The following is a 22,315-nucleotide window of genomic DNA, read 5'->3' on the forward strand; positions in this document are numbered from 1 at the left end:
CGAATGTTCTAATAAATTTTGCTGAGCCTCTGCCGTTTTTTGATTTGGTATAATGGTAACATTGCAGAAAGAATCTCAGGCAAGGAAAAGAGGGTGTAAGATATGAAATTTATCCATACCGCTGATTGGCATTTGGGCAAGCTGGTCCATGGTGTATATATGACCGAAGATCAGCGTCATTTTTTGCATCAATTTATTGATGTGGTAGAGGAAGAAAAGCCGGATGCAGTCGTCATTGCAGGAGACTTATATGACCGGTCCGTACCTCCGACTGATGCTGTAGAATTGCTGAATGAAATTCTATTTAAAATAAATGCAGAGCTCAATACACCTGTTGTTGCCATAGGCGGAAACCATGACAGCGCTGAAAGACTGTCCTTTGGAAGCTCCTGGTATAAACAAAGCAAGTTCTACCTGTCTGGAAAACTGGTAAATGATTTTAAGCCCATACATATTAATGGTGTGAATTTTTATCTGGTTCCATATGCTGAACCTGGAATGGTAAGACATTTGCTTGATGATGACCGTGTGTACTCCCATGATGATGCAATGAAAGCGATTGTGAGCAGAATTGAAGAGAACCTGAACCCAAATGAACCGAACGTTCTTGTCGGACATGCTTTTGTACTGGGCGGTGCTACCAGTGATTCGGAGAGGACACTCTCTGTCGGAGGATCAGGCTGTGTCCATTCAAGCAGCTTTGATCCTTTCTCATATACCGCACTTGGACATTTGCATAGTCCTGATGCCATAAAGCATGACAAGATCCGCTATTCAGGCTCCCTATTAAAATATTCTTTCTCAGAAGCTAAACAGGAAAAATCCATTTCTATTATAGAAATGAAGGAAAATGGGGAATTTGACTTGCGTACCCGTTCATTAAAGCCCAAAAAAGACTTGAGAGAGATCGAAGGGCATCTGGATGAACTGATGGATCCGGCTTTCTATGAAAAACAGAACCTTGATGACTATCTGAAAATCACCCTTTTTGATGAAGGTGCATTGCTTGATCCAATTAATAAGCTGAGACAGGTCTACCCGAATGTTCTTCACCTTGAAAGAAGAATAGCCGTTACAGATATGAAGAAAAAAAGCTCCTTCCTATCGATGAAGGAAGAAAAAAAGTCGGAGAATGATCTGTTTAAACAATTCTATGAACAAATGACCACTTCCGAATTTACAGAAGATAAACAGCAGGTTATGACCGATGTGATCGAAAGAGTGCTGAGAGAGGAAGCGCTGAAATGAAGCCATTAAAATTAACGATGCAGGCGTTCGGCCCTTACGCAGACAGTGAAAGCATTGATTTCACCGAGCTCGGAAACCGAACCATGTTTGTCATCTCCGGAAAGACAGGTTCAGGAAAAACCACTATTTTTGACGGCATAAGCTATGCGATTTACGGAAAGGCAAGCGGGGAGGATCGAAATGGTCCAGAACTTCGAAGCCAGTTTGCGAAAAATAATACACTAACCGAGATTTCCCTCGAATTTATTTTAAGAAATAAAAGGTATTACATTGCAAGGTCTCCTCAGCAGGAAAAGAAAAAAGAGCGCGGCGATGGCACGACAACAGTAAGCGCCAAAGCAGAACTGTATATGTATGATGAAAATGGAGAGCAAAAGCTCCTGGCTTCAAATGTGAGGGATGTTGATGAAAAGATAAAAGAAATTATGATCATTGACAGCAATCAGTTCAGGCAAATTTTGATGATTCCCCAGGGAGAGTTCCGAAAGCTCCTTACTTCTGAAAGCAAGGATAAGGAAATCATTCTTCAGCGGTTATTTCATACTCAAATATACAAACGCATTGAAGAAAAACTAAAAGAAGATGCAACTGAATTAAAAAGAACGGTAGAGGAACAGGTAAAACTGAGAGATCAGTATTTTAATCAGGTGCAGGCTGTATATAGCGAGGAGCTGAAATCTTACCTCGAAGCAGGAAGTGTCAATGACACCCTGCTCCTGCCGCTTCTTGCAGAAGAAATCAAGGAGATGGCAAGTGGTCTTGATGAACTGACAGAAGAAGGAAAGAAGAAGAAGGAACAGAGAGATCATCTTCAGCAAAAGATCTATGAAGCTGAAATGGTGCTCAAACAGTTGAAGACGAAAGAAGAGTTAAAGAAAAGGAAAGAAGAGCTGGAAGGGCTAAGAGACCAATATACTGCAAAAGAGAATGCCATTGTACTTGCTCATAAAGCAGCCCTGCTCAATCAGCAGGAGCAACTCTGTCATGAATTGAAGAAAGATCTGAATGCAGCAAATGCCGACCTTCATGAGCTTCAGAAAAATATTGGCACTCTTGAAACCTTCCTAAAAGAAAAGCAAGTTAAATGGGAATCTGAAAAGAACCGCGAGGAAGAAAGAAAACAGGCTGCCGAACAGGTTAATCACCTGCAAAGTATGAAAGAGGACATTCATTCTTATGCAAAAGTGGAAAAGCAGGTCCGCTCTCTTGAAAAAAATCTTGAAAACCTCCGGCTTCAAAAAAAACAGAAAGATGAAGCCTATCAAAAAGCTGATCTGCAAATAAAAATACTGGCTGAAGAAAAGCAGGACATTGAAAAGAGTAAGCTTGCACAGATTGAGAATGAACGAAACCTGGAGAAACTGACAGACGAAATAGAACGGCTTCATAAATATGAAGAGCTGCATAAAGAGCATCAATTATTATTGGATGCATGCAGCAATAAGAAAAATTATTTTGAACAGACTTCATACAGGCTGAATGATGCCAAACTGCTTGTGGAGGAACTGGAGGGCAAGTGGCTTCACGGACAGGCATCAATCTTAGCAGACAGGCTCCAAAACGGGGAAGCATGCCCAGTCTGCGGCTCAGACCACCATCCAAATCCGGCTGTATCGCCACATGATATTCCGGATGAAAAAGACCTGAAGGAAGCAAAGAAACAGGCAGCCCAAATTGAAGCTGAGAAAGCAAAAGCTGAGTCGGCATTTTATGAAGCCCAGTCCCGCATGAATTCCAGCGAGAGTGGATTGGCTGAAATAAAAGCCCAAATACAAAAACAGCGTACTGATTTTAAACAGGAAAGTTTGCTTGTGCTGAAAAATACACTTGCCGATCAAAAAAAGGATCTTCTTACACGTCATGCTGAACTGAAGAAGAAATCTTCAAGGCTGGAAAACTGTACTGCTGAGTTAGAAAAAACACAGCAGATGAAAGAAGCTCTGGCTGCAGAAATAGACCGGCTGCAAGACCAAATTAGTGACGCAGCCATTATGCATGCGGAAAAGAAAAGCAACTTGGTGAGGATGACGGATGCAATTCCTGAAAACCTGAGGTCTATTGAAGCTTATGAGTCAAATTTGAATAATGCGGCTGAAAAAATTGAAACTATGCAAAGACAGCTGGAAACAGCCCAGCAGAATTATCAAGATGCAAAGTCGGCCCATATCGCAGAACAGGCAAAGCACGAGACACTCCAAAAGCAGGCTGTTAAAATCGAGCAAAAGCTTGCAGACGAAAGGCAGAATTTTGTGCAGCGCATGAAGGACCAGGGCTTTGAAGTCTACGGAGAATACCGTGATGCCAAAAAATCAGAAGATCAAATCAGGCATCTTGAAGGTGAAGTAAGGAAATATCGGGAAGAAGTCCGTTCTGTACAGGATCGATACGATGAGCTGATGCAGGTTTTAGAGGGGATTGAAAAACCTGATCTGGAAAGCTTGCAGGTATCATTACAAGAAACAGATGATCAATTGAAACTGATGCAGGATCAATATACAAATCTGTTTATGAAGAAGAAGCAAAACGAAGATACAATGCAAAAAATTACAGAAATAAATGAAAATATGAAAGCCCTTGAGGAAAGGTACAAAGTAATCGGGCACTTGTATGAAATTTCAAAAGGGCAGAACACTTATCGAATTACTTTTGAACGATTTGTCCTTGCGGCCTTTTTAGATGATATACTGAGGGAAGCCAACGGACGTTTATCAAAGATGACCAGCGGAAGATATATGCTGCTTCGAAAAACAGACCGGTCAAAGGGTAACGCACAAAGCGGCCTGGAATTGCTTGTGTTCGATCAATACACTGGACAGGAGAGGCATGTGAAAACTTTATCTGGCGGAGAAAGCTTTAAAGCCGCGCTCGCACTTGCTCTTGGCCTGGCAGACGTGGTGCAGCAATACGCAGGAGGGGTATCCCTTGAGACAATGTTCATTGATGAAGGATTTGGGACACTTGATCCCGAATCATTAGATCAGGCAATAGAAGCATTGATCGAAGTCCAAAGCAGCGGAAGGCTTGTAGGCATCATCTCTCATGTTCCTGAGCTGAAGGAAAGAATTGATGCACGTCTGGAAGTAACTGCAAGCCAGACAGGAAGCCGAACACAGTTTCAATTTTTAAATTAGGAATAAGGGGAAAAAGGATAGACCATCTTTCCTTTTTCCCATACTATTAAAGTTGGTGATGACTGTTGAAGAAGAAAGTCGTTTTATCTTGGAGCGGAGGCAAAGACAGCTGCCTGGCTCTGGATGTGCTGATAAAAAAGGGGTTTGAGGTTGCATGCCTTCTTACAACGGTTCCGCAGGAGATTGGCAGAACCTTCGGGCATGGTGAAAAAAAGGAATTAATTCAGCTTCAGGCAAAAAGCTTATCCATACCTGCAGAGTTTATTTATTGTACTTTTGAAGATTACTCAGAACGTTTCGTGAGTGATTTAAGAAAAATAAAAAACACATATGGGGTTACAGGCATTGCATATGGGGATCTTTACTTGGATGGACACCGCGAATGGGGAGAAAAAACAGCAGCTGATGCAGGATTGGATGCAGTATATCCTCTATGGATGGAGGAGAAAGATAGTCTTAAGGCATTAAAGGCATTTGTGGAATCAGGCTATAAAGCGAAAGTCATACGTGTCCGGGAAGATGTATTGGACAGCTCCTGGCTGGGCAAGGAACTTAATCAAGACTTTGTAAGCAAAATTGAAGCTAAACCTGTATGTCCAATGGGTGAATCAGGTGAGTATCATACGTTTGTTTATGACGGTCCGCTATTTTCTAATAGCATTCAGCTGGACTCTCCTGAAGTGATTCAGCTTGAAACCACAAATAAATTGGAATTTGTCGAGTTTAGGCTCGCTGAAAAATAAAACGTCATTGACGAGAATGTGCAGGTAACGAAATGATTGAAATTAAGACATCAGCAGTAAGCGATGGCGAACATAATAGAGGAGTCTTTGCTACTCGCGATATTAAAAAGGGTGAACTGATTCATGAGGCCCCGGTCCTTCCTTATCCAAACAAAGAGCATCAGCATATTGAAAAAACGGCTCTAGCTGATTATGCGTTTGAATACGGGAAAAATCACAGTGCTATCTTATTAGGCTATGGGATGCTTTTTAACCATTCCTACAAGCCAAATGCAGTATATGATATCAATTTTGACAACCATACCTTTGACTTTTTCGCCTATAGAGATATTAAAGCAGGTGAAGAGGTTCTGATTAATTATAATGGGGAAGCAGATAATGATGATCCCCTTTGGTTTAATAAATAATTTAATTGGAGACTGATTCTTTCCCTGGCCCGGAGAGCAGTCTCCAGCCCGGAAGGGAGAGAATAGTTTGTCCAGATTATTTTCTCATGATTATAAAGCCTTCCCTTTTATGGTTTTTTCCGCATCCTCATATTGCCATGATTGTCTTATTTGCCGCAGCAGCCGTACTTTTATTCATATTCAGAAAAGTTTTATACCGGCTTGATCAAGAATTCAGGCTGTATATGTTTCTATTGCTTTTTACTTTGGAACTCCTTTACCATTTCTGGCTTTATCATGGCGGGAGATGGGATATTTCCTTCACTCTGCCGCTTCAGCTTTGCTCCATAAGCTTAGTTCTTTGCTTGTTATTATTAGCATCGAAATCTAAGACTGTCTTCCAGATTGTCTATTACATTGGCGTCACAGGGGCATTAATGGCCATTCTGACTCTGAGCTGTTTCTAGGCTTTCCTCATTTTCGCTATTTTCAATTTTTATTACTCATAATCTAATCGTTTGTACCTGCCTTTATTTCGTGTTTGTTCATCAATTCAGGCCAACAGGAAAGGGTTTGTTCCAATCATTTACCTTCCTGAATTTCTGTGCAGCGGCGGCATTTTTCGCAAACAAGCTAACAGGAGGAAATTATATGTTCCTTTCCCGTAAGCCGGAAAATCCATCATTAATAGATTACTTTGGACCTTACCCTTATTACATAATAACACTGGAAATTGCGGCAATATTCCTGTTTTCATTATTGCTGCTGCCATTCAAAATGATTGGAAAAGATAAAGCTGGAAAGGCGGAATCTGCTTGAAACCTGCTAAAATAGGAATTGATGCTGGAGGTTCTCTGCTGAAAATGGCTTTTGATGAACATGGTCAAATTCATTACAAAAGATATTCAATTGATGAACTGGATAGTTCTCTGAAATGGCTGAGGATGATTGCTGGTGATGCGCCAATTGCCCTGACAGGCGGGAAGGCTGAATACCTTAAAAATGAGTTTTTTCAAAATGCCCGGATTGTTCCTGAATTTGAGTCTAGCGGTATAGGTGCATCCTATTTGATGAAGCAAGATGGTTTATCTTATGAAAAATTTCTCTTAATAAGTATAGGCACAGGAACTTCGATTTGCCTGAACAGCGGCGGGAGAATCTCAAGGGTGTCCGGGAGCGGAATCGGCGGTGGCACATTGATGGGCCTGGGGAGATTGCTGACAGGTGAAAAAGATTTTTCCGCGTTTGTTTCGCTGGCAGGCAGCGGGAAAGCAGAGAATGCAGATTTAATGGTTAAAGATATATACGCACCATTCAATTCACCGATAGATGGCAGCCTGACTGCCAGCAATTTTGGGAAATTTAAAGATGATCATGTAAGCAAGGAAGACAAAGCTGCCAGTTTAACAAACATGATTGCAGAAACAATTGTGCTCCTAAGCACTCAGGCAGCAGTTCAGCACCGGATTGGCGATATTATTTATATAGGAAGCACGGTTCAGCATAATGAACCGTTAAAGCACCTTTTAAAGAAATATACCGCCATGCTTGGCAAGAATCCTGTCTTTATTCAAAATGGGGCGTATTGTGGAGCTATAGGTGCGATGCTGTCTTTATAAAACCAGATGATTGAAAGATTCTTTTTTTCAGGATACAGTGGAAAAAGAATGCAAAAAGAAGCAGGTGGCAGATTTGATGAAAAGATACTTTACAATCGGTATGGCCGGCCATATCGATCATGGAAAAACTACATTGACAAAAGCATTAACAAATGTGGATACAGATAGGCTTAAAGAAGAAAAAGAAAGGCAAATATCCATAGAACTGGGATTTGCCCCTTTACATGAAGATGAGGAAATTCAAATTTCAGTAGTGGATGTACCGGGTCATGAGCGTTTTATCAGGCAAATGATTGCAGGTGTTGCAGGAATAGACTTAGTCATTCTGGCTGTCGCAGCAGATGAGGGTGTTATGCCGCAAACAAGAGAACATTTGGAAATTCTCGATTTTCTGGGGATCCGAAATGGCATTGTCGCCATAACAAAAATTGACCGTGTGGACGAAGAGTTCGCCAGCCTTGTTAAAGAGGAAATTCTTGAGGAACTGAAAGGCACTGTTTTTGAAGGTGTTCCATTTATTTTAACAGATAGCCTGTCAGGCAAAGGGATTGAAGAGTTAAAGGGTTTGATTATTCATACGCTGAAAGAACAGGACACACGGGATGCAAAAGGTGCATTCCGCCTTCCAATCGATCAGGTCTTTACGGTGAAAGGCCAGGGAACTGTAATCAGAGGCACTGTTTATGAAGGAAAAGTCGAAGAAGGACAGCTTCTGAAAATCATGCCAACTGGTATCGAGACCAGGGCACGCCAGCTGCAGGTACATCATCAGCCTGCAAAATCGGCATTTGCAGGGCAAAGGGCAGCCATTAACCTTTCGGGTGTTTCGAAGGAGGATATTGAGCGGGGCGAGGTCCTTGTATCGTCTGAGCATTTCAGCGTCACGAAAACCATTGATGTAGCTGTAAGGATGGTGGTAGATTTAGAGCATATCGTCAAACAGAGAATGCCGATCAAATGCCATATTGGTACAGCTGAGGTCATGGGTAAAATCGTCTTTTTTGACCGTAATGAATTATCCAATTCAGAAGGAGAAATTCTCTGCCAGCTGCGTTTAGAAGAGGAAGTCGTCGCCAAAAGGGGAGACAGGTTCATTTTAAGACGGCCGAGTCCCAGGAGACCATTGGCGGGGGCTGGGTGATTGATCCGAACGGTGAAAAATACCGGTTCGGCCAAAAAACCATTGAGGAATTAAGCAGGAAAAAAGAAGGGACACCGAACGATCGCATAAAAGCTGCGTTGTCAGAAAATAAGGTGCTTTCGCTTTCGGAGGTTACAGCAAAAACCTCGCTGGATGAATTGACGGTTAAGGAAATACTTCAAGAAGAAGATTTCCTGAGAATTAACAGTAAGGAATTCACTTTATTAGCCATCAAAGAGGCAATAGAAGAAGAAATAGCTGACCGCCTGAATGAGTTCCACCTGGAAAATCCAATGAAGCAAGGGGCCAATAAAGCAGAATTGCTGCAGGCAATGCAGAATAAATATCCTAAAATGCTGGTTGAATTTGTCTTAAATTCAGGGATTGAAAAAAGTGCATTTCAAAGAAAAGGACAGTTTTTACAGAATAATGGTTTTTATCCTCATGTACCGAAAAGCTGGCAAAAACGAACTGACAATCTTCTTGCTGAATTAAAAAAAGATGGCTATAAAGTAAAGCCTTTTGACGAGTATTATGCTTCCGCCGGGATTCCTGAGAATCTCAAAGGCGATTTAAAACGATATTTAGAAGACCAGGAAATCGTCGTACCGTTGGATGCACAAAACTATTGGCATGGTGATCATTTTAGAGGAGCGGTAGAAGAACTGAAAAAGAGCACAGATGCTGAATTTGAAGTGGGCCACGCAAAGGAAGTATTGGGCCTTTCCAGAAAGTATATGATTCCATTTCTTGAAAAGCTTGATTCTTTGGGTATTACACGCAGAGCAGAAAATAAGAGAATATGGATTTAAAGAGTTTTCTTTAAATAGATCAGCTTAAGAATGCTGATCTATTTTTGTTTAGAAAGAAAAAAGTTTAATTAGAATAATCTGAAATATGATGAAAAACGACCCGGTTTCTTCTGATAGTTTGGAAATTACCACCAATAAATGCAGGATAAATTTACTACAATTTAACCATTCGAGGCAAAACTATGAAAATATGGTTGATTATGCCTATTAGCCCATTATTTTCAGATAGGATTTTACTAGAATTATTACTAATATTAGGTTGTCAAAGAAATTTAAGGAGTGTACAACTTGAAGAAACAACTACTTACAATGGCTGCGACAGCTGGTTTTTTGATTACACCGTTCAATGGAGAAGCAAGTGCTCATGAAAATAAATATATAGTTCAGTCTGGCGACACCTTATGGGGAATCTCCCGCTCTAACAATCTTTCAATTGAAGAGTTAAAGACATGGAATCATATATCAGGATCGATAATTTACAAAGGACAAGCCCTGACTCTGCTCGCACCGCACAGCCATGACGCCTCAACAGGCGGGTCTTCTAGCAGTACTGTCAGCTACACAGTGAAATCAGGCGATACTTTATGGGGAATTGCAAGAACACATGGCCTTTCCGTCAGTACACTAAAAAGTTTAAACGGAATCAGCAGTGACACGATATATCCAGGTCAAAAGCTAAAAGTAAAAGGTTCGGTTAACACTGCTGCACCTTCTGCTCCTGCAAGCACTGGATCTTATACCATCAAAAGAGGCGACACTCTTTCAGGTATTGCATCTCGCCATAACTTATCGGTTTCACAACTAAAGGCAATGAACAGCCTTTCTTCTGACTTGATTTATGCCGGCCAGACTCTAAAAGTAACTGGTTCGGCATCAAGCAAGCCGGCAGAATCACAGGTAGCAGGGCAAACGACATCAAAGGTGAATGAACTAATCGATGAAGCAAAGAAATACATTGGTTCACCTTATGAATGGGCAGGAAGCTCACCTGCCGGATTCGACTGCAGCGGCTACCTGAATTACGTATACGGTAAAGCAGGAATCTCTATTCCACGTACTGTAGCATCCATTTGGAGCGCGACAAAACATGTATCAGCACCAAAAGTGGGCGATTTGGTTTTCTTTGAAACATACAAGTCCGGCCCATCACATGCGGGAATTTATCTTGGCAATTACAAATTCATTCATGCCGGTTCATCACGCGGTGTAGAAATCAGCGATATGAATAATTCATATTGGAAGCCTCGTTATTTAGGGGCGAAAACGACTTTTTAATTAATTAATCTGCTCATGGAAAAGTACTCAACGCAATAAAGCTGCGTTGAGTACTTTTATTAATCTCTGCGATCATTGAAAGTCTTCGACAGTGCTTCTTTTGCATCTCCCCATTTTTCCTGTGCCTGTCCTTTTAATTTATCCATATTGCCTTCAGCTTCTTTGGATTCATTATTGGTCAGCTTCCCGTATTGCTTTTTAAATTCACCTTTTAATTGATCAGCATTGCCGTTTGTTTGATCTTTGTTCATAAGTATTTCCTCCTCTGTTGACTTTCTATTTTGTATACCCAAAACCTATATTCCAAAACAAATAAATAAATTTTTTCTTTCTGGCAAAGGGATTTATTTCGCTTATCCAGCTGTAAGGATTGACTTCCTATTGTAAATGATGGAATTCAATCTCTTAAAAGGTGAAGTTTCGATAAAGTCTTGTTAAAATAAGAAGGATCTATCTGCGGAACCCTCAAAGAAAGGAAAATAAACCTTGCTTTTAAGACAATTAAGAAGACTTTTTGTTTTATTATTATTCATATCAACTATCGGACTTTTGTTCTATCAATATATTCATTTTATAGAAGAACCTGACTTAACAGAAGTTCCACCGCCAGCTGCTCTGCACCCTGCCGTTGCAGAAAAGAAAGAGGAACTTATTGCTCAGGCTGCTGACAAAGGCATTAACGTAGTCATCACCCAGGATTTCAGAAGTATAGAAGAACAGGATGCCCTATACGAAAAAGGGCGCTCAGTTGAGGGGAATATTGTTACGCATGCTAAAGGGGGAGAGTCTTACCATAATTTCGGTCTGGCGATTGATTTCGCCCTGATGTCGGTAGATGGCCAGGTTATCTGGGATATGCAGTATGACGGCAACGGCAACAGTAAGTCGGATTGGATGGAGGTCGTTGATATGGCAAAGGATCTTGGTTTTGAATGGGGCGGGGATTGGACACAATTCAAGGACTATCCTCATCTTCAAATGGACTTTGGGCTCTCCATCTGGGAGCTGCAAAGAGGCAAGAGGCCGCCTGGAACTGAATGATAATACAAAGAACCTGCACTCATGGGTGCAGGTTCTTCTTTCTTTCTTAAAGTACCATTTCTGACTGTACATAGTGATATAGCAGCTTAGCTGTATTTTCAATTGAATCCTCATGTGTACGCTCGAATGCATGGGAGGAATCAATCCCCGGTCCGATTAAGCCATGAACGATATCATGTCCGGCACGGATGGCTGCCGATGCATCAGATCCATAAAAAGGATAGATATCAAGCTTATACCCAATTCCGTTATCCTTGGCAAGCTGAACCAGACTCTTTCTTAGTTCATAGTGATAAGGACCGCTTGCATCCTTAACACAGATGGAAACGGTATACTCATCAGTCGATTGGCCATCACCCATAGCACCCATATCAACAGCCAGGTATTCCACAGTCTCCGGTGTAATATTGGAATTGCCGCCATAGCCGATTTCTTCATTATTTGAGATAAGGAAATGGGTCGTGTACGGCAGTTCAATGTTCTCAGACTTCAGCTGTTTAATCAGCTGAAGAAGGATTGCGACGCTTGCCTTATCGTCCAGATGGCGTGATTTAATGAATCCTGCCGGTGTCGTCTGCACCCGCGGATCAAAGGAAACAAAGTCCCCAACTTCAATGCCCAGTGCACGGACATCCTCTGCATTATGTACTTTTTCATCAATGCGGACTTCCATGTTGTCCTGGTTTCTTTCAGCTTTCCCGGCATCTTTATATACATGAACAGAAGTTTGATGCATCAGGATGGTGCCGGTAAACTTATTGCCTGAAGATGTTTCGATTTCGCAATATTCGCCTTCAATCGAGTTATATTTGAATCCCCCAATCAGGTCAATCTTCAGGCGGCCGCTAGGCTTAATTTCTTTCACAATCGCTCCAAGGGTATCAACATGGGCAGTCAGCATCCGGTGACGAGTTTGGTCTTTACCGGGAAGGGAAGCAATAAGCCCTCCTTTGCGGTTGCGATTTGTTTCAACATTAAGCTCATTAAAAAACTTTTCCACATATGTAATCACTTCATTTGTATTACCGGATGGGCTTGGAATAGAAACGATTTCTTTTAGTAAGTTAATGGTTTCTTTTGTATTTGGGTATGCCATATAAAAATCTCCTCTCGAATTATTCACGCGCAATTCTTATTATACTGTTATTTCTTGGGATAAGCATTCCTTATAAATAAAAAACTGCCAGAACGGCAGTCGGTCACTTATATTTCTTCTGAGAGCAAGCTTTTCCTTGTTCTTAAACGGTAAAATCTTCTAAAGTCTTTTACAAGTACCTTAACGACGGAATAGAACGGTATGGCAATGAGGATTCCGATAAAACCATAAATTGATCCTGCAGCCATTAAGATAATGATGACTGTAAGCGGATGGAGGTTAAGCCTTTTGCCCATCACATGAGGGGAAACGAGATTGCTTTCAAGCAGCTGAACAGCGATAAGCACTAATACTATTTTTAATACCATTCCGGGACCTTGCAGTAAACCGATGAAGATTGCGGGTATAATGCCAAGTACCGGGCCAAGAAATGGCACGACAGTAAGGAACATCGCAAAAAATGCTAATATTAATGCATATTCCAAACCTATTATCTTATAACCCAAATACATTAACACACCATCTACGACTGCCACTATAAACTGGCCGCTAACATAGGAAAACAAGGTCTTATCAATATCTCCGAGAATTTTATTGCCTTCTTCCTCGTGTTTATCAGGCAGGTATTTTAACAGAAAAGGCCGTAGCTTGTGGTCATCCTTAAGGAAGTAGAAAAGAATAAAGGGCACCACAACCAAGACAGTGACAATGCTTGTAATGGTAGAGAAGACCTTCATCACGTTCTCGCCAGCGCCTGATAAAATAGTCTCTAAAAAGTTCAAGGCTTTGTTTTTGACTTGGTCATAAGAAAACATGCCCATATTGTTATTTTCAACCACTTTCTCCGTTTCATCCGATAAATCTTCCATCTTTGCCGGCAGGTTTTCGCTTAGTTCAGTAACCTGGCTGCCAATCAAATTGCCGATTGCGTTAAATCCTAAATACCCTGCACTCAGCACCAAAGCAAAAATGACGATTATACTGGCTGTTTTGGGTAAAGACCTGGAAACCAGTCTAACCAGGGGCCTCAATATGTAGTAAAGAATACCGGCGATCAATACCGGAAAGAAAATGGTGGCAACCAAAGCTTTAATTGGCCATAGGAAGTAATCAATCTTACCAAGCAGAAAAATGATGATTAATACGGTAATAGTGCCTGCTGCATATTTAAAAAATGGTTTATTGATCCACATTCATATACCCCAACCTTATTATATGTATTTAGTAATCACCTTTCCTTTTTTCAAACAGTATTAAACACAGCCGTTTAAGAATCGATGTAAGAGGAATAGGTAAAACATTAAAAACACAATGGTGAAGGAGTATAAATATGCTGTTTATAAAAAATGTAACCATTAAGGAAGCAATGCTGTTTTTATTGTTTGCAGGAGTGATATTGGCTGCCAAATGGGCACTTAACTTACTCGTGAATAAGAGAAAGGGCAAGTCAGTACAAAACGACCGGATCATGCAGGGAATTTCTTCACTCGTGAACTGGGCAGCTTTTTATGGAATTATCATTCTATTTTTGTTTTATTTTTCAAGGGAGAAATGGCTTTTTTATACCTTATTCACAGCAGGGGAGGTAGATGTGACACTATATTTAATAATTGTAGCGTTTTTGACAGTCTCTCTTGCAAATCGGATCGTAAAAGTATTCACCAAATATGTATTAACATCTGTTTATGAATTCTATGGTGTTGACAGGGGGCTCGGCTATTCATTCAACAGAATGATCTATTATACCGTCATGATTGCAGCGCTCGCCTTCAGCCTGACAACGGTTGGGCTTGATTTGACTGCAGCTGCTGCCATACTGGGTGTTCTCGGCATTGGTATAGGGTTTGGCATGCGCAATATTGCCGGTAACTTTATTTCAGGCATCATCATCCTTTTCGAACGGCCGATTGAAATTGGTGAAGTGATCGAGATCAATAATAAGATTGGTAAAATAGAAAGCATTCGTCTCAGATCCACTATCGTCCGCACAGCTAAAGAGGGAACCCTCATCGTCCCGAACCAATACTTCATCGAACAGATCATTAAGAACCGGACAGGCTCTGAAATGCTTGCACAGGTTCTAATCAGCGTTGCGTATGGCACTGATACAGATAAAGTTGAAAAGCTTCTTAGAGAAGCAGTAAACGTGGAAATGCCTAAAACAGAAGGGGTTTTAAATGCACCTGCACCAGATATCCGTTTTGTGGATTTCCGCAATAAGGCCATGGACTTTTTAATTGAAGTGCCTGTTGCAAACTTTGATGCCAAACAGAAATTTGAAAGCCGGCTAAGACATGTAATTGCAGAGCATTTTTTAAAAAATGGGATCGAACTTGCCTCAGCACAGCTGCTGTCTGGTGAATGACGGGTTCAGTTAAAAGGAGGCAAAACGAAAACACCAGCCGCTCAGGGCTGGTATTTCCTAGGTGTAAACTATTTCCCTAACAAAGCTTTCACGCCAAGATAAAGGATGGCAAGACCAAAGATGATCATAGCCAGACTTCCGACAATGGTGAAAAAGCTGGCAATGCCTGAAGTAATAACTGCAGTAACAGGTACCATTGTCATGCCGTAGCCAGCAAGCATACAAGCAAGATATAATAATGCCAATTGATACATTATATATCCCTCCCTTCCAATACTATGGTATGAAAAAGGAGGAATCTTGCTTGGTCTAATATCCCAAATCTTTCGAATAAGACAAAAACAGTTCTTTAGAATTATTTAGTGCTAATGATTCCTTTTTACTTCCTGAATAGCAATGAGTTTTAAAGCAGTTAATTCTTCCTCTGATAACCTTTCAGTTAAAAGGCTGTATATTTCATTCTGCTCTTCAGCAGTCAGTCCGCCTTTTAATTTAGAGACACTCTGCTGGATTTCCTTCATCGAAAAGCTCTCTGAAATCTTCTTCACAGCCTCTTCTTTTGTCTTGATCGGCAATGATGTCTCTTCAAAATCTATAGCTTTTAAATCATCCTGGCTGCTTCCAAGGAGGGCCTCGACATTTGGATCATTGGCAAGCATCTCCAGATCATTCTCAGTGATGCTGCCGGCAACTTCTGTCATTACTTTATTTGATATCAAATCCATTGAAGCAAAATAGATGAGGAATCCCAATAAAATAAAAGACCCTCCAGTTATTGTCCAAAAAATAATTTTTTTCAACTTTTTGGGCTGCTCAAAAAACGAACAGAACCGCTCACTCTCCTCCCATTTTTTATCTCTTTAAATTGTAAATGGTCTTTTCCTGATTTTGCAAATCTTTCTCACTAATAGAACGTATGTGCTATAATGAGGGAATAATAAAGCAAGGAGCCGTTTCAATGCCTAATAAGATAAAAATATCGGTTAGATCGTTAGTTGAATATGTTTATAAAAGCGGCAGCATTGAAACAGGCTTCCGTTCTGCAGTTGCGCTTTCAGAAGGAACCAGGATTCATCAGAGAATCCAAAAACTTTATGGGGAAGAAGATCAAAAAGAAGTGTACCTGCACGCAGCCTTAACTTTCAATCACATCGACTTTCAGCTTGAGGGCAGGTGTGACGGGCTTTTCATCAGAAATGAAGAATGCATGATCGATGAAATTAAGTCTGTTTCCCTCCCGCTAACTGAAATTGATGAATTTGCTTATCCAGTCCATTGGGCTCAGGCTAAATGCTATGCTTTCATGTATGCAAAAGATCATTATCTTTCAGAAATGACGGTTCAATTAACCTATGTACAGTCTAAAACAAATGAAGTCAAGAGATTTCAGCAAAGCTATTCTTTTCGTGAACTTGAAGAATTTATACTTTACCTTCTGGAATCCTATTTTCCTTACGCCGATTTGAGGATTCAGCATCAGCAGGAATTAATAAGGAGCGTAAAAGAACTGGCTTTTCCTTTTCCTGCATACCGAAATGGCCAGAGAAAATTTGCCGTGGCAGTATACAAAACCATTGCTGAAGGGAAAAACTTATTTGCCAACGCACCTACAGGCATTGGCAAAACTATTTCTACACTTTTTCCGGCATTAAAAGCTATTGGGGAAGGACATATAAATAGGATCATTTATGCTACAGCCAAAACCATTACCCGTCAGGCTGCTGAAGGGGCCATTGCCATGTTGGAGGAAGATGGATTGAATCTAAAATCGGTCACAATCACGGCCAAGGAAAAAATTTGCTTTAAGGAAGAAACCAATTGTCAAAAAGACATCTGTGAGTTTGCCAATGGATATTACGACCGAATAAACCATGCCGTTCTTGACCTCCTGAAGAATGAGAACATGATAACAAGAACGACCATTGAAAAATATGCTATGAGGCATAAAGTCTGTCCTTTTGAATTTTCATTGGATGCTGCATACTCCGCCGACGCCATTATTGGTGATTATAACTATATTTTCGATCCGAGGGTCTCACTTAAGAGATTCCTGGATGAGGATAAAAAGAAAACGGCGCTCCTCATCGATGAAGCGCATAATCTTGTGGACCGTGGAAGGGAAATGTATTCAAGTTCCCTGGAGAAATCATCCTTTCTTCAATTGAGCAGGAGCTTTAAGGGGAAGGATGAAGGGATCCAAAAAAGCGCAAAACAGGTTAATGGAATTTTTATTGCATTAAAAAAGAAATGTGGTGAAAATCAGGAGATCGCAGAAAAAGATCCCCCTGAAGAACTTTTTGAAGTTCTTGAGGGATTTGTTCAATATGCGGAAAACTATCTGGGGCAAAATCGAAATAATTCAGATGAAGAATTGCTGGAAGTATTCCTTGCTGCCCAGAACTTCATCAGAATTGGGAAACTGTATGATGAAAGGTTTGTAACGTATATTCAAAAGCAAAGAAATGACCTGATCATCAAGTTATTTTGCCTGGATCCATCGAATCTTCTGCACAAGGCCAGAAAAGGATACAAATCGGCTATCTTTTTTTCCGCTACCTTAATGCCTCTCAATTATTATTTGGACATGCTTGGCTTTCGAGAAGAAGATTTTATTGTATCCATTCCTTCACCATTCTCAAAAGATCAGGCAAAGGTATACATACAGCCGCTTTCCACAAGATATCGTGACCGTGAAGGATCAATAGGACCAATCGTCAGCACCATTAAGGACATGCTTAAGGATCAAAAGGGAAATTACCTGATTTTCTTTCCATCATATCAATATATGGAGAATGTTTATGGAAGGTTCCTCGATGAGGAAATGCCAATGCAAACAATCATTCAAAAGTCGGGAATGGATGAAGGAGAAAGGGAAAAGTTTCTGGAGGCATTCCAGCCAAATGCTTCTGGAACTCTGTTAGGATTTGCAGTCATGGGCGGGATTTTCTCAGAAGGGATTGATTTACAGGGGGATAAACTGAATGGTGTATTTGTGGTGGGTGTGGGTCTTCCCCAGATCTGCTTTGAACGCAATATTATGAAAGCTTATTTCCATCAGCAAGGAAAAAACGGCTATGATTATGCCTATACTTATCCTGGAATGAACAAAGTTCTTCAGGCAGGAGGCAGACTTATTCGTTCTGAAAACGATACAGGCATGATTGTCTTAATGGATGACAGGTATGTACAGGAAGAGTATCAGGCATTGCTGCCAGAAGAATGGAAGGATTCTATTTTGTTTAAAAGTTAAAAATATCCTGCTCAGAAAGAGCAGGATGAGGGTGATCATTTGGTAATAAGCGGGCCTTTGGGTGCCTGCATTTTTTCAAGCGTTTTTTCAAAAATAGGGTAAAAGAATTGTACCACCAAACCAAGTGTTAATGTTACTACAATCGTGCCTACACCGATTGCGCCTTTGAATAAAAACGCAAGAAGCAGGGCGAAGCTTTCGCTGATGATCCTTGAATTTCTTAAATTCAATCCAAATCTTGTGTGAATGGCTACCATCAATGTATCCATCGGACTTGCCGGAAATTTGGCCTGAAGATAGATGGCAACTCCCATTCCCATCGAAAGAATGCCAAAAAGTAAAATGAATGATTGACCTGCTAATGTTTGCGGCGAAAGGTCACCAAAAATAACGAGAAGCCAAAAGTCAATTAGTGCGCCAATTATTAATATGGAAATGGCTGCGAGGACTTCAGGCTTTTTTTTCATTAAAAAAGCATTTATAAAAATAAGAGCGATTCCATTAATAAAAACAAAGGTGCCAACTGTTAAGTTAAACATTTGAGATTCACCAACAGCCAGGGCATCCCAGGCAGAAGCTCCAAGGTTTGACCTGATAATTAAGGCTACACCCATTGTCAGGATAAGCATCCCAATAATAAAAAATACGAAACGTTCCTTCATGAAGACTCTCCAATCAACTATGTTTAATATTTAGCTTGACCCTATTTAAAATCAATACTCCCTCAGCACTGAAATTATGAAGGGAAAATCCATTTTATCATCAGATTGCGTGGGTTAACAGAAAATTATTATTAAAAGTTGTTGGATTTTGCAGGAAAAAGGCGAAAGATCAGTTTTCATTCATTTGAAACTGTGCTATATTATTTTACATTCATTCACCATTTATTAATGCTGGCTTTACATATTTTTTACATATAAAAACTTAGCCGCTGCTAAGTTTTTCGCATGTTTACAATTTAAGAGGTGAAACCACACTTATGGGAAAGTTATTTAAATCACCTAGGAATTTGGCGAAAACCAGCCTAGCTGTGTTCTTTCTGTCTGTTATCCTTTTATGGCTAAAAACGTATATAGCCTACCGAATCGAATTTAATTTAGGGATCAACAATGACATACAGCGATTTCTGCTGTTTTTGAATCCATTAAGCTCTACACTGGTATTTCTGGGATTTGCTTTGTTTTTCAAAGGAAAATGGCAATCAGGCATGCTTATTGGCTTGAATTTATTTTTATCCTTCCTGCTTTATGCAAATGTCGTTTATTATAGATTCTTTAACGACTTTATTACAGTTCCCGTACTAATGCAGGCAAAAGTAAATGGGGGGCAGCTGGGGGATAGTGCTCTTTCTTTAATGTCTCCATGGGATATTTTTTACTTTACAGATACTCTGCTGCTCCTTTTCCTGGCAGTAAGGAAATGGTACAAACCAGGAAAGAAAATTAGCAGAAAACCCGCATTGGCTGTTATCGCTGCAGGTATCATTGTATTCTTCATTAATCTTGAAATTGCTGAGAATGACCGGCCTGAACTGCTTACACGTTCCTTCGACCGCAATTATTTGGTGAAATACCTTGGAGCATACAATTTCACTGTATATGACATTGTGCAAAATGCGAAGTCTGCCAGCCAAAGGGCACTGGCGGATAGTAATGATGTAACTGAAGTGGAGAACTATGTGAAAGCCAAGTATGCACCTCCGAACCCTAAATACTTCGGAATAGCTAAGGGCATGAATGTTATTTACGTATCCATGGAATCTCTTCAGACTTTTATCATTGACTACAAGCTGAATGGAAAAGAAGTTACTCCATTCCTGAACTCACTTGCACATAGCGGCAAGACGTTTTATTTTGATAATATTGTGAATCAAACAGGACAGGGAAAGACTTCCGATGCCGAGTTCATTATGGATACATCGCTATATCCAATGTCACAGGGAGCGGTTTATGTAACAAAAGCGCAAAATACCTTCCATGGCACACCTGCTATTTTAAAGTCACTAGGCTATACTTCAGCAGCTTTCCATGGAAACTACAAGACATTCTGGAACCGTAACGAAATGTATAAAACCATGGGTTATGACAAGTTTTTTGATGCTGAGTATTACAATATGAGCAATGAAAATACTAAAAACTATGGGTTGAAGGATAAGCCGTTTTTCAAGGAATCCATGCCGATGCTGACCAGTCTGCCAGAGCCATTTTATACAAAATTCATCACTCTTTCTAATCACTTCCCCTTTAAAATGGATGAGTGGGATACTGATTTTCCTTCTGGCGAAACGGATAATGATGTGGTTAACCACTATTTCCAGTCGGCGAATTATATGGATCAGTCACTCCAGCAGTTCTTTAATGATTTAAAGGAGTCCGGGCTGTATGACCATACAGTCGTGGTTCTGTATGGCGATCACTATGGAATTTCGGAAAACCACAATGAAGCTATGGCGGAAGTGACCGGAAAAGAGGTTACGCCATTTGAATATGCCAAGCTTCAAAGAGTGCCAGTATTCATCCATGTACCAGGAGTGGATGGCGGCATTGTTCATCATGCTGGCGGACAGGTGGATGTGCGTCCGACTTTACTTCACCTGCTGGGCATTGATACAAGAAATCACCTCGAAATGGGGTCAGATCTATTATCAGATAAGCACCGTGAAGTAGTCCCGTTTCGAAACGGCAACTTCATTTCCCCGGAATATACACAGATTGAAGAGACCTGTTATTTTACTAAAACTGGCGAAATAGCTGAAGCTAATGCCTGTAAGCCGTTTTCCGATCAGGGGAAAAAAGAGCTTGAAATGTCAGACAGCATTGTTTACAAGGACCTTCTGCGCTTTTATAAGCCGGAAGGATTTATTCCGGTCAACCGGAATGATTACTCATATGTAAAAAAAGAGGTGCCATTTATAGAGGAAAGAAATGGGCCGGGTATGCAGAAGTAATATTTGGGAGCAGAGAGATAATTCTCTGCTCTCTTTTTTTGCATCCGCAATCTATGCAGAAAATATGCAGTTTACTAAAAAAATGCACGGGTAGAGTAACTTTGTAAAGAAATAAAAGGAAGGATGATAGAATGTATAGCCAATCTTTTGAAGAATGCATCCAGGCTTGTTTAGAATGCATGGAGGCATGTAATGTTTGCTTTGATGCATGCTTAGGTGAAGAGGATGTTAAAATGATGGCGGATTGTATCCGCCTGGACAGGGAGTGTGCTGATATCTGTGCATTTGCAGCTAAGGCGATGCAGTCAAACAGCCCTTTTGCCAGGCAAATTTGCGCCCTATGTGCAGAAATTTGTGAAGCATGTGGAAACGAGTGCAAAAAACACGATCATGGCCATTGTCAGCGCTGTGCTGAAGCATGCTTTAAGTGTGCGGAAGAATGCCGTAAAATGGCTGCTTAATTTAAGTTAATATACAGACATCCAGCAGGGTGTCTGTTTTCAATGCTTTTTATATTCAATACTTGGCTCAGAAATGTACATATTTTCTATTAGTAAAGGGAATTAATTAGACTTTTTATATACCTGTTCCATAATTTCTGCACAATTTATTGCCATACTAACTTCATGAAGAAAAGGAGGAATAGATATGCTGACAAGTAAAAAATTCGCCATCTGGTTTGTTTCTCTGGCTGCAGCTTTAACTTTAACTGCCTGCGGCGGAAATGATGAGAATGCCGGACAGGAAGGTACCAGCAATGAAGAGAGCACAACGAATAATGAAAGCAGCGGCCATTCTGGAGACCATTCAGGCATGGACCATTCAGGCTCCGGAGAAGTCCCTGAAGGAATAAAGGAAGCTGAAAACCCAAAATATGAAGTTGGAAGCAAGGTCTTTATAACAGAAGGACATATGGAAGGGATGGAGGGAGCTGAAGCCACAATTACAGGCGCCTATGATACAACCGTATATACGGTCTCTTATACACCAACCACTGGCGGTAAAAAAGTTGAAAATCATAAATGGGTAGTTCATGAAGAGATTGCTGAAGCAGGAGAGGAACCATTTAAAGAAGGAGACGAGGTAAAAATAAATGCAAGCCACATGGAGGGAATGGAAGGAGCAGCAGCTGTAATCGATTCAGTGCAGAAAACAACTGTCTATACAGTTGACTTTACTACAGCTGACGGGCAGGAAGTAAAAAACCACATGTGGGTAACAGAAAACGAGCTTTCTCCATCTGAATAATATAAAAAGTTAA

General features: G+C 40.6%; 20 protein-coding genes and 1 pseudogene. 15 read left to right on the forward strand and 6 right to left on the reverse strand.

From position 1 onward, the window contains the following. Positions 1 to 102 precede the first annotated feature (102 nt). The 9 genes and pseudogenes from ACXAD1_RS09515 (at position 103) to ACXAD1_RS09555 (ending at position 10,355) form a co-directional block, all read left to right on the forward strand. Complete coding sequence (locus ACXAD1_RS09515) at positions 103 to 1,248, forward strand: exonuclease SbcCD subunit D (protein WP_206837214.1); 1,146 nt, start codon at positions 103 to 105, stop codon at positions 1,246 to 1,248. Then, positions 1,245 to 4,379, forward strand: coding sequence for an AAA family ATPase (locus tag ACXAD1_RS09520; RefSeq protein ID WP_474909904.1), 3,135 nt, complete (start codon positions 1,245 to 1,247; stop codon positions 4,377 to 4,379). The genes ACXAD1_RS09515 and ACXAD1_RS09520 overlap by 4 nt, the downstream gene beginning before the upstream one ends. Before the next feature lie 65 nt (positions 4,380 to 4,444). Next, on the forward strand, positions 4,445 to 5,122 hold the full coding sequence (locus ACXAD1_RS09525) for a Dph6-related ATP pyrophosphatase (RefSeq protein WP_206837221.1): 678 nt from the start codon (positions 4,445 to 4,447) through the stop codon (positions 5,120 to 5,122). Positions 5,123 to 5,154: 32 nt separating this feature from the next. Beyond that, positions 5,155 to 5,529: an SET domain-containing protein gene (locus ACXAD1_RS09530; RefSeq protein ID WP_061791647.1), complete on the forward strand. Its 375-nt coding sequence runs from the start codon at positions 5,155 to 5,157 to the stop codon at positions 5,527 to 5,529. A gap of 86 nt (positions 5,530 to 5,615) precedes the next feature. Continuing rightward, entirely contained in the window at positions 5,616 to 5,975 is a 360-nt protein-coding gene (locus tag ACXAD1_RS09535; RefSeq protein ID WP_474909905.1) for a TMEM164 family acyltransferase, read from the forward strand. 46 nt (positions 5,976 to 6,021) lie between these two features. Beyond that, complete coding sequence (locus ACXAD1_RS09540) at positions 6,022 to 6,327, forward strand: TMEM164-related integral membrane acyltransferase (RefSeq protein WP_474911293.1); 306 nt, start codon at positions 6,022 to 6,024, stop codon at positions 6,325 to 6,327. Further along, a complete protein-coding gene (coaW, locus tag ACXAD1_RS09545) occupies positions 6,324 to 7,127 on the forward strand; it encodes a type II pantothenate kinase (protein ID WP_206837225.1) in 804 nt (267 codons plus the stop codon). The genes ACXAD1_RS09540 and coaW overlap by 4 nt, the downstream gene beginning before the upstream one ends. Positions 7,128 to 7,227: 100 nt before the next feature. Further along, positions 7,228 to 9,080 (forward strand): annotated as a pseudogene (gene selB / locus ACXAD1_RS09550) (selenocysteine-specific translation elongation factor). A gap of 288 nt (positions 9,081 to 9,368) precedes the next feature. After that, positions 9,369 to 10,355 carry a C40 family peptidase gene (locus ACXAD1_RS09555; protein ID WP_370224019.1) on the forward strand — a complete coding sequence of 329 codons (987 nt, stop codon included), beginning with the start codon at positions 9,369 to 9,371 and terminating at the stop codon, positions 10,353 to 10,355. A 59-nt stretch (positions 10,356 to 10,414) separates the two neighbouring features. Here the strand turns inward: ACXAD1_RS09555 and ACXAD1_RS09560 are convergent, their stop codons facing one another. Continuing rightward, positions 10,415 to 10,606, reverse strand: coding sequence for a CsbD family protein (locus tag ACXAD1_RS09560; RefSeq protein ID WP_206837235.1), 192 nt, complete (start codon positions 10,604 to 10,606; stop codon positions 10,415 to 10,417). Positions 10,607 to 10,841: 235 nt separating this feature from the next. On the opposite strand from ACXAD1_RS09560, the gene ACXAD1_RS09565 reads away from it, so the two are divergent. Further along, entirely contained in the window at positions 10,842 to 11,396 is a 555-nt protein-coding gene (locus ACXAD1_RS09565) for a M15 family metallopeptidase (RefSeq protein ID WP_370224021.1), read from the forward strand. Between the two features lie 46 nt (positions 11,397 to 11,442). On the opposite strand, the gene ACXAD1_RS09570 is transcribed toward ACXAD1_RS09565, so the two are convergent. After that, positions 11,443 to 12,492: a M42 family metallopeptidase gene (locus ACXAD1_RS09570; protein WP_370224022.1), complete on the reverse strand. Its 1,050-nt coding sequence runs from the start codon at positions 12,490 to 12,492 to the stop codon at positions 11,443 to 11,445. A 107-nt stretch (positions 12,493 to 12,599) separates the two neighbouring features. Further along, a complete protein-coding gene (locus ACXAD1_RS09575; RefSeq protein WP_474909906.1) occupies positions 12,600 to 13,685 on the reverse strand; it encodes an AI-2E family transporter in 1,086 nt (361 codons plus the stop codon). Positions 13,686 to 13,822: 137 nt separating this feature from the next. On the opposite strand from ACXAD1_RS09575, the gene ACXAD1_RS09580 reads away from it, so the two are divergent. Continuing rightward, the gene (locus tag ACXAD1_RS09580; protein WP_474909907.1) at positions 13,823 to 14,857 is read left to right on the forward strand and encodes a mechanosensitive ion channel family protein; all 1,035 of its coding nucleotides are present in this window, start codon (positions 13,823 to 13,825) and stop codon (positions 14,855 to 14,857) included. 68 nt (positions 14,858 to 14,925) lie between these two features. On the opposite strand, the gene ACXAD1_RS09585 is transcribed toward ACXAD1_RS09580, so the two are convergent. After that, the gene (locus tag ACXAD1_RS09585; RefSeq protein ID WP_061790877.1) at positions 14,926 to 15,111 is read right to left on the reverse strand and encodes a hypothetical protein; all 186 of its coding nucleotides are present in this window, start codon (positions 15,109 to 15,111) and stop codon (positions 14,926 to 14,928) included. 111 nt (positions 15,112 to 15,222) lie between these two features. Next, positions 15,223 to 15,657 (reverse strand): hypothetical protein, encoded by a 435-nt coding sequence (locus tag ACXAD1_RS09590; RefSeq protein WP_206837253.1) that lies wholly within the window; start codon positions 15,655 to 15,657, stop codon positions 15,223 to 15,225. A 158-nt stretch (positions 15,658 to 15,815) separates the two neighbouring features. Here ACXAD1_RS09590 and ACXAD1_RS09595 point away from each other — a divergent pair, with 158 nt between their 5' ends. Then, positions 15,816 to 18,107 (forward strand): ATP-dependent DNA helicase, encoded by a 2,292-nt coding sequence (locus ACXAD1_RS09595; protein ID WP_474909908.1) that lies wholly within the window; start codon positions 15,816 to 15,818, stop codon positions 18,105 to 18,107. 35 nt (positions 18,108 to 18,142) lie between these two features. Here the strand turns inward: ACXAD1_RS09595 and ACXAD1_RS09600 are convergent, their stop codons facing one another. Continuing rightward, a complete protein-coding gene (locus ACXAD1_RS09600; RefSeq protein ID WP_312886140.1) occupies positions 18,143 to 18,799 on the reverse strand; it encodes a YczE/YyaS/YitT family protein in 657 nt (218 codons plus the stop codon). Between the two features lie 287 nt (positions 18,800 to 19,086). Here ACXAD1_RS09600 and ltaS point away from each other — a divergent pair, with 287 nt between their 5' ends. The 3 genes from ltaS to ACXAD1_RS09615 all read left to right on the forward strand — a co-directional run bounded on the left by ltaS (position 19,087) and on the right by ACXAD1_RS09615 (position 22,302). After that, on the forward strand, positions 19,087 to 21,054 hold the full coding sequence (ltaS, locus tag ACXAD1_RS09605; RefSeq protein WP_474909909.1) for a lipoteichoic acid synthase: 1,968 nt from the start codon (positions 19,087 to 19,089) through the stop codon (positions 21,052 to 21,054). Positions 21,055 to 21,185: 131 nt separating this feature from the next. Then, positions 21,186 to 21,515, forward strand: coding sequence for a four-helix bundle copper-binding protein (locus tag ACXAD1_RS09610; protein ID WP_370224028.1), 330 nt, complete (start codon positions 21,186 to 21,188; stop codon positions 21,513 to 21,515). A 187-nt stretch (positions 21,516 to 21,702) separates the two neighbouring features. Beyond that, on the forward strand, positions 21,703 to 22,302 hold the full coding sequence (locus ACXAD1_RS09615) for a YdhK family protein (RefSeq protein WP_206837270.1): 600 nt from the start codon (positions 21,703 to 21,705) through the stop codon (positions 22,300 to 22,302). The last annotated feature ends 13 nt before the right edge of the window (positions 22,303 to 22,315 follow it).

It is taken from the genome of Cytobacillus sp. ABV4_503 (assembly GCF_056158445.1).

Excerpts from the sequence above, each read along its gene's own strand:
- ACXAD1_RS09515 (WP_206837214.1), top strand. The coding sequence starts at position 103 with ATGAAATTTATCCATACCGCTGATTGGCATTTGGGCAAGCTGGTCCAT.
- ACXAD1_RS09520 (WP_474909904.1), top strand. The coding sequence starts at position 1,245 with ATGAAGCCATTAAAATTAACGATGCAGGCGTTCGGCCCTTACGCAGAC.
- ACXAD1_RS09530 (WP_061791647.1), top strand. The coding sequence starts at position 5,155 with ATGATTGAAATTAAGACATCAGCAGTAAGCGATGGCGAACATAATAGA.
- ACXAD1_RS09535 (WP_474909905.1), top strand. The coding sequence starts at position 5,616 with ATGATTATAAAGCCTTCCCTTTTATGGTTTTTTCCGCATCCTCATATT.
- ACXAD1_RS09560 (WP_206837235.1), bottom strand. The coding sequence starts at position 10,606 with ATGAACAAAGATCAAACAAACGGCAATGCTGATCAATTAAAAGGTGAA.
- ACXAD1_RS09570 (WP_370224022.1), bottom strand. The coding sequence starts at position 12,492 with ATGGCATACCCAAATACAAAAGAAACCATTAACTTACTAAAAGAAATC.
- ACXAD1_RS09575 (WP_474909906.1), bottom strand. The coding sequence starts at position 13,685 with ATGTGGATCAATAAACCATTTTTTAAATATGCAGCAGGCACTATTACC.
- ACXAD1_RS09580 (WP_474909907.1), top strand. The coding sequence starts at position 13,823 with ATGCTGTTTATAAAAAATGTAACCATTAAGGAAGCAATGCTGTTTTTA.
- ACXAD1_RS09585 (WP_061790877.1), bottom strand. The coding sequence starts at position 15,111 with ATGTATCAATTGGCATTATTATATCTTGCTTGTATGCTTGCTGGCTAC.
- ACXAD1_RS09595 (WP_474909908.1), top strand. The coding sequence starts at position 15,816 with ATGCCTAATAAGATAAAAATATCGGTTAGATCGTTAGTTGAATATGTT.
- ltaS (WP_474909909.1), top strand. The coding sequence starts at position 19,087 with ATGGGAAAGTTATTTAAATCACCTAGGAATTTGGCGAAAACCAGCCTA.
- ACXAD1_RS09610 (WP_370224028.1), top strand. The coding sequence starts at position 21,186 with ATGTATAGCCAATCTTTTGAAGAATGCATCCAGGCTTGTTTAGAATGC.
- ACXAD1_RS09615 (WP_206837270.1), top strand. The coding sequence starts at position 21,703 with ATGCTGACAAGTAAAAAATTCGCCATCTGGTTTGTTTCTCTGGCTGCA.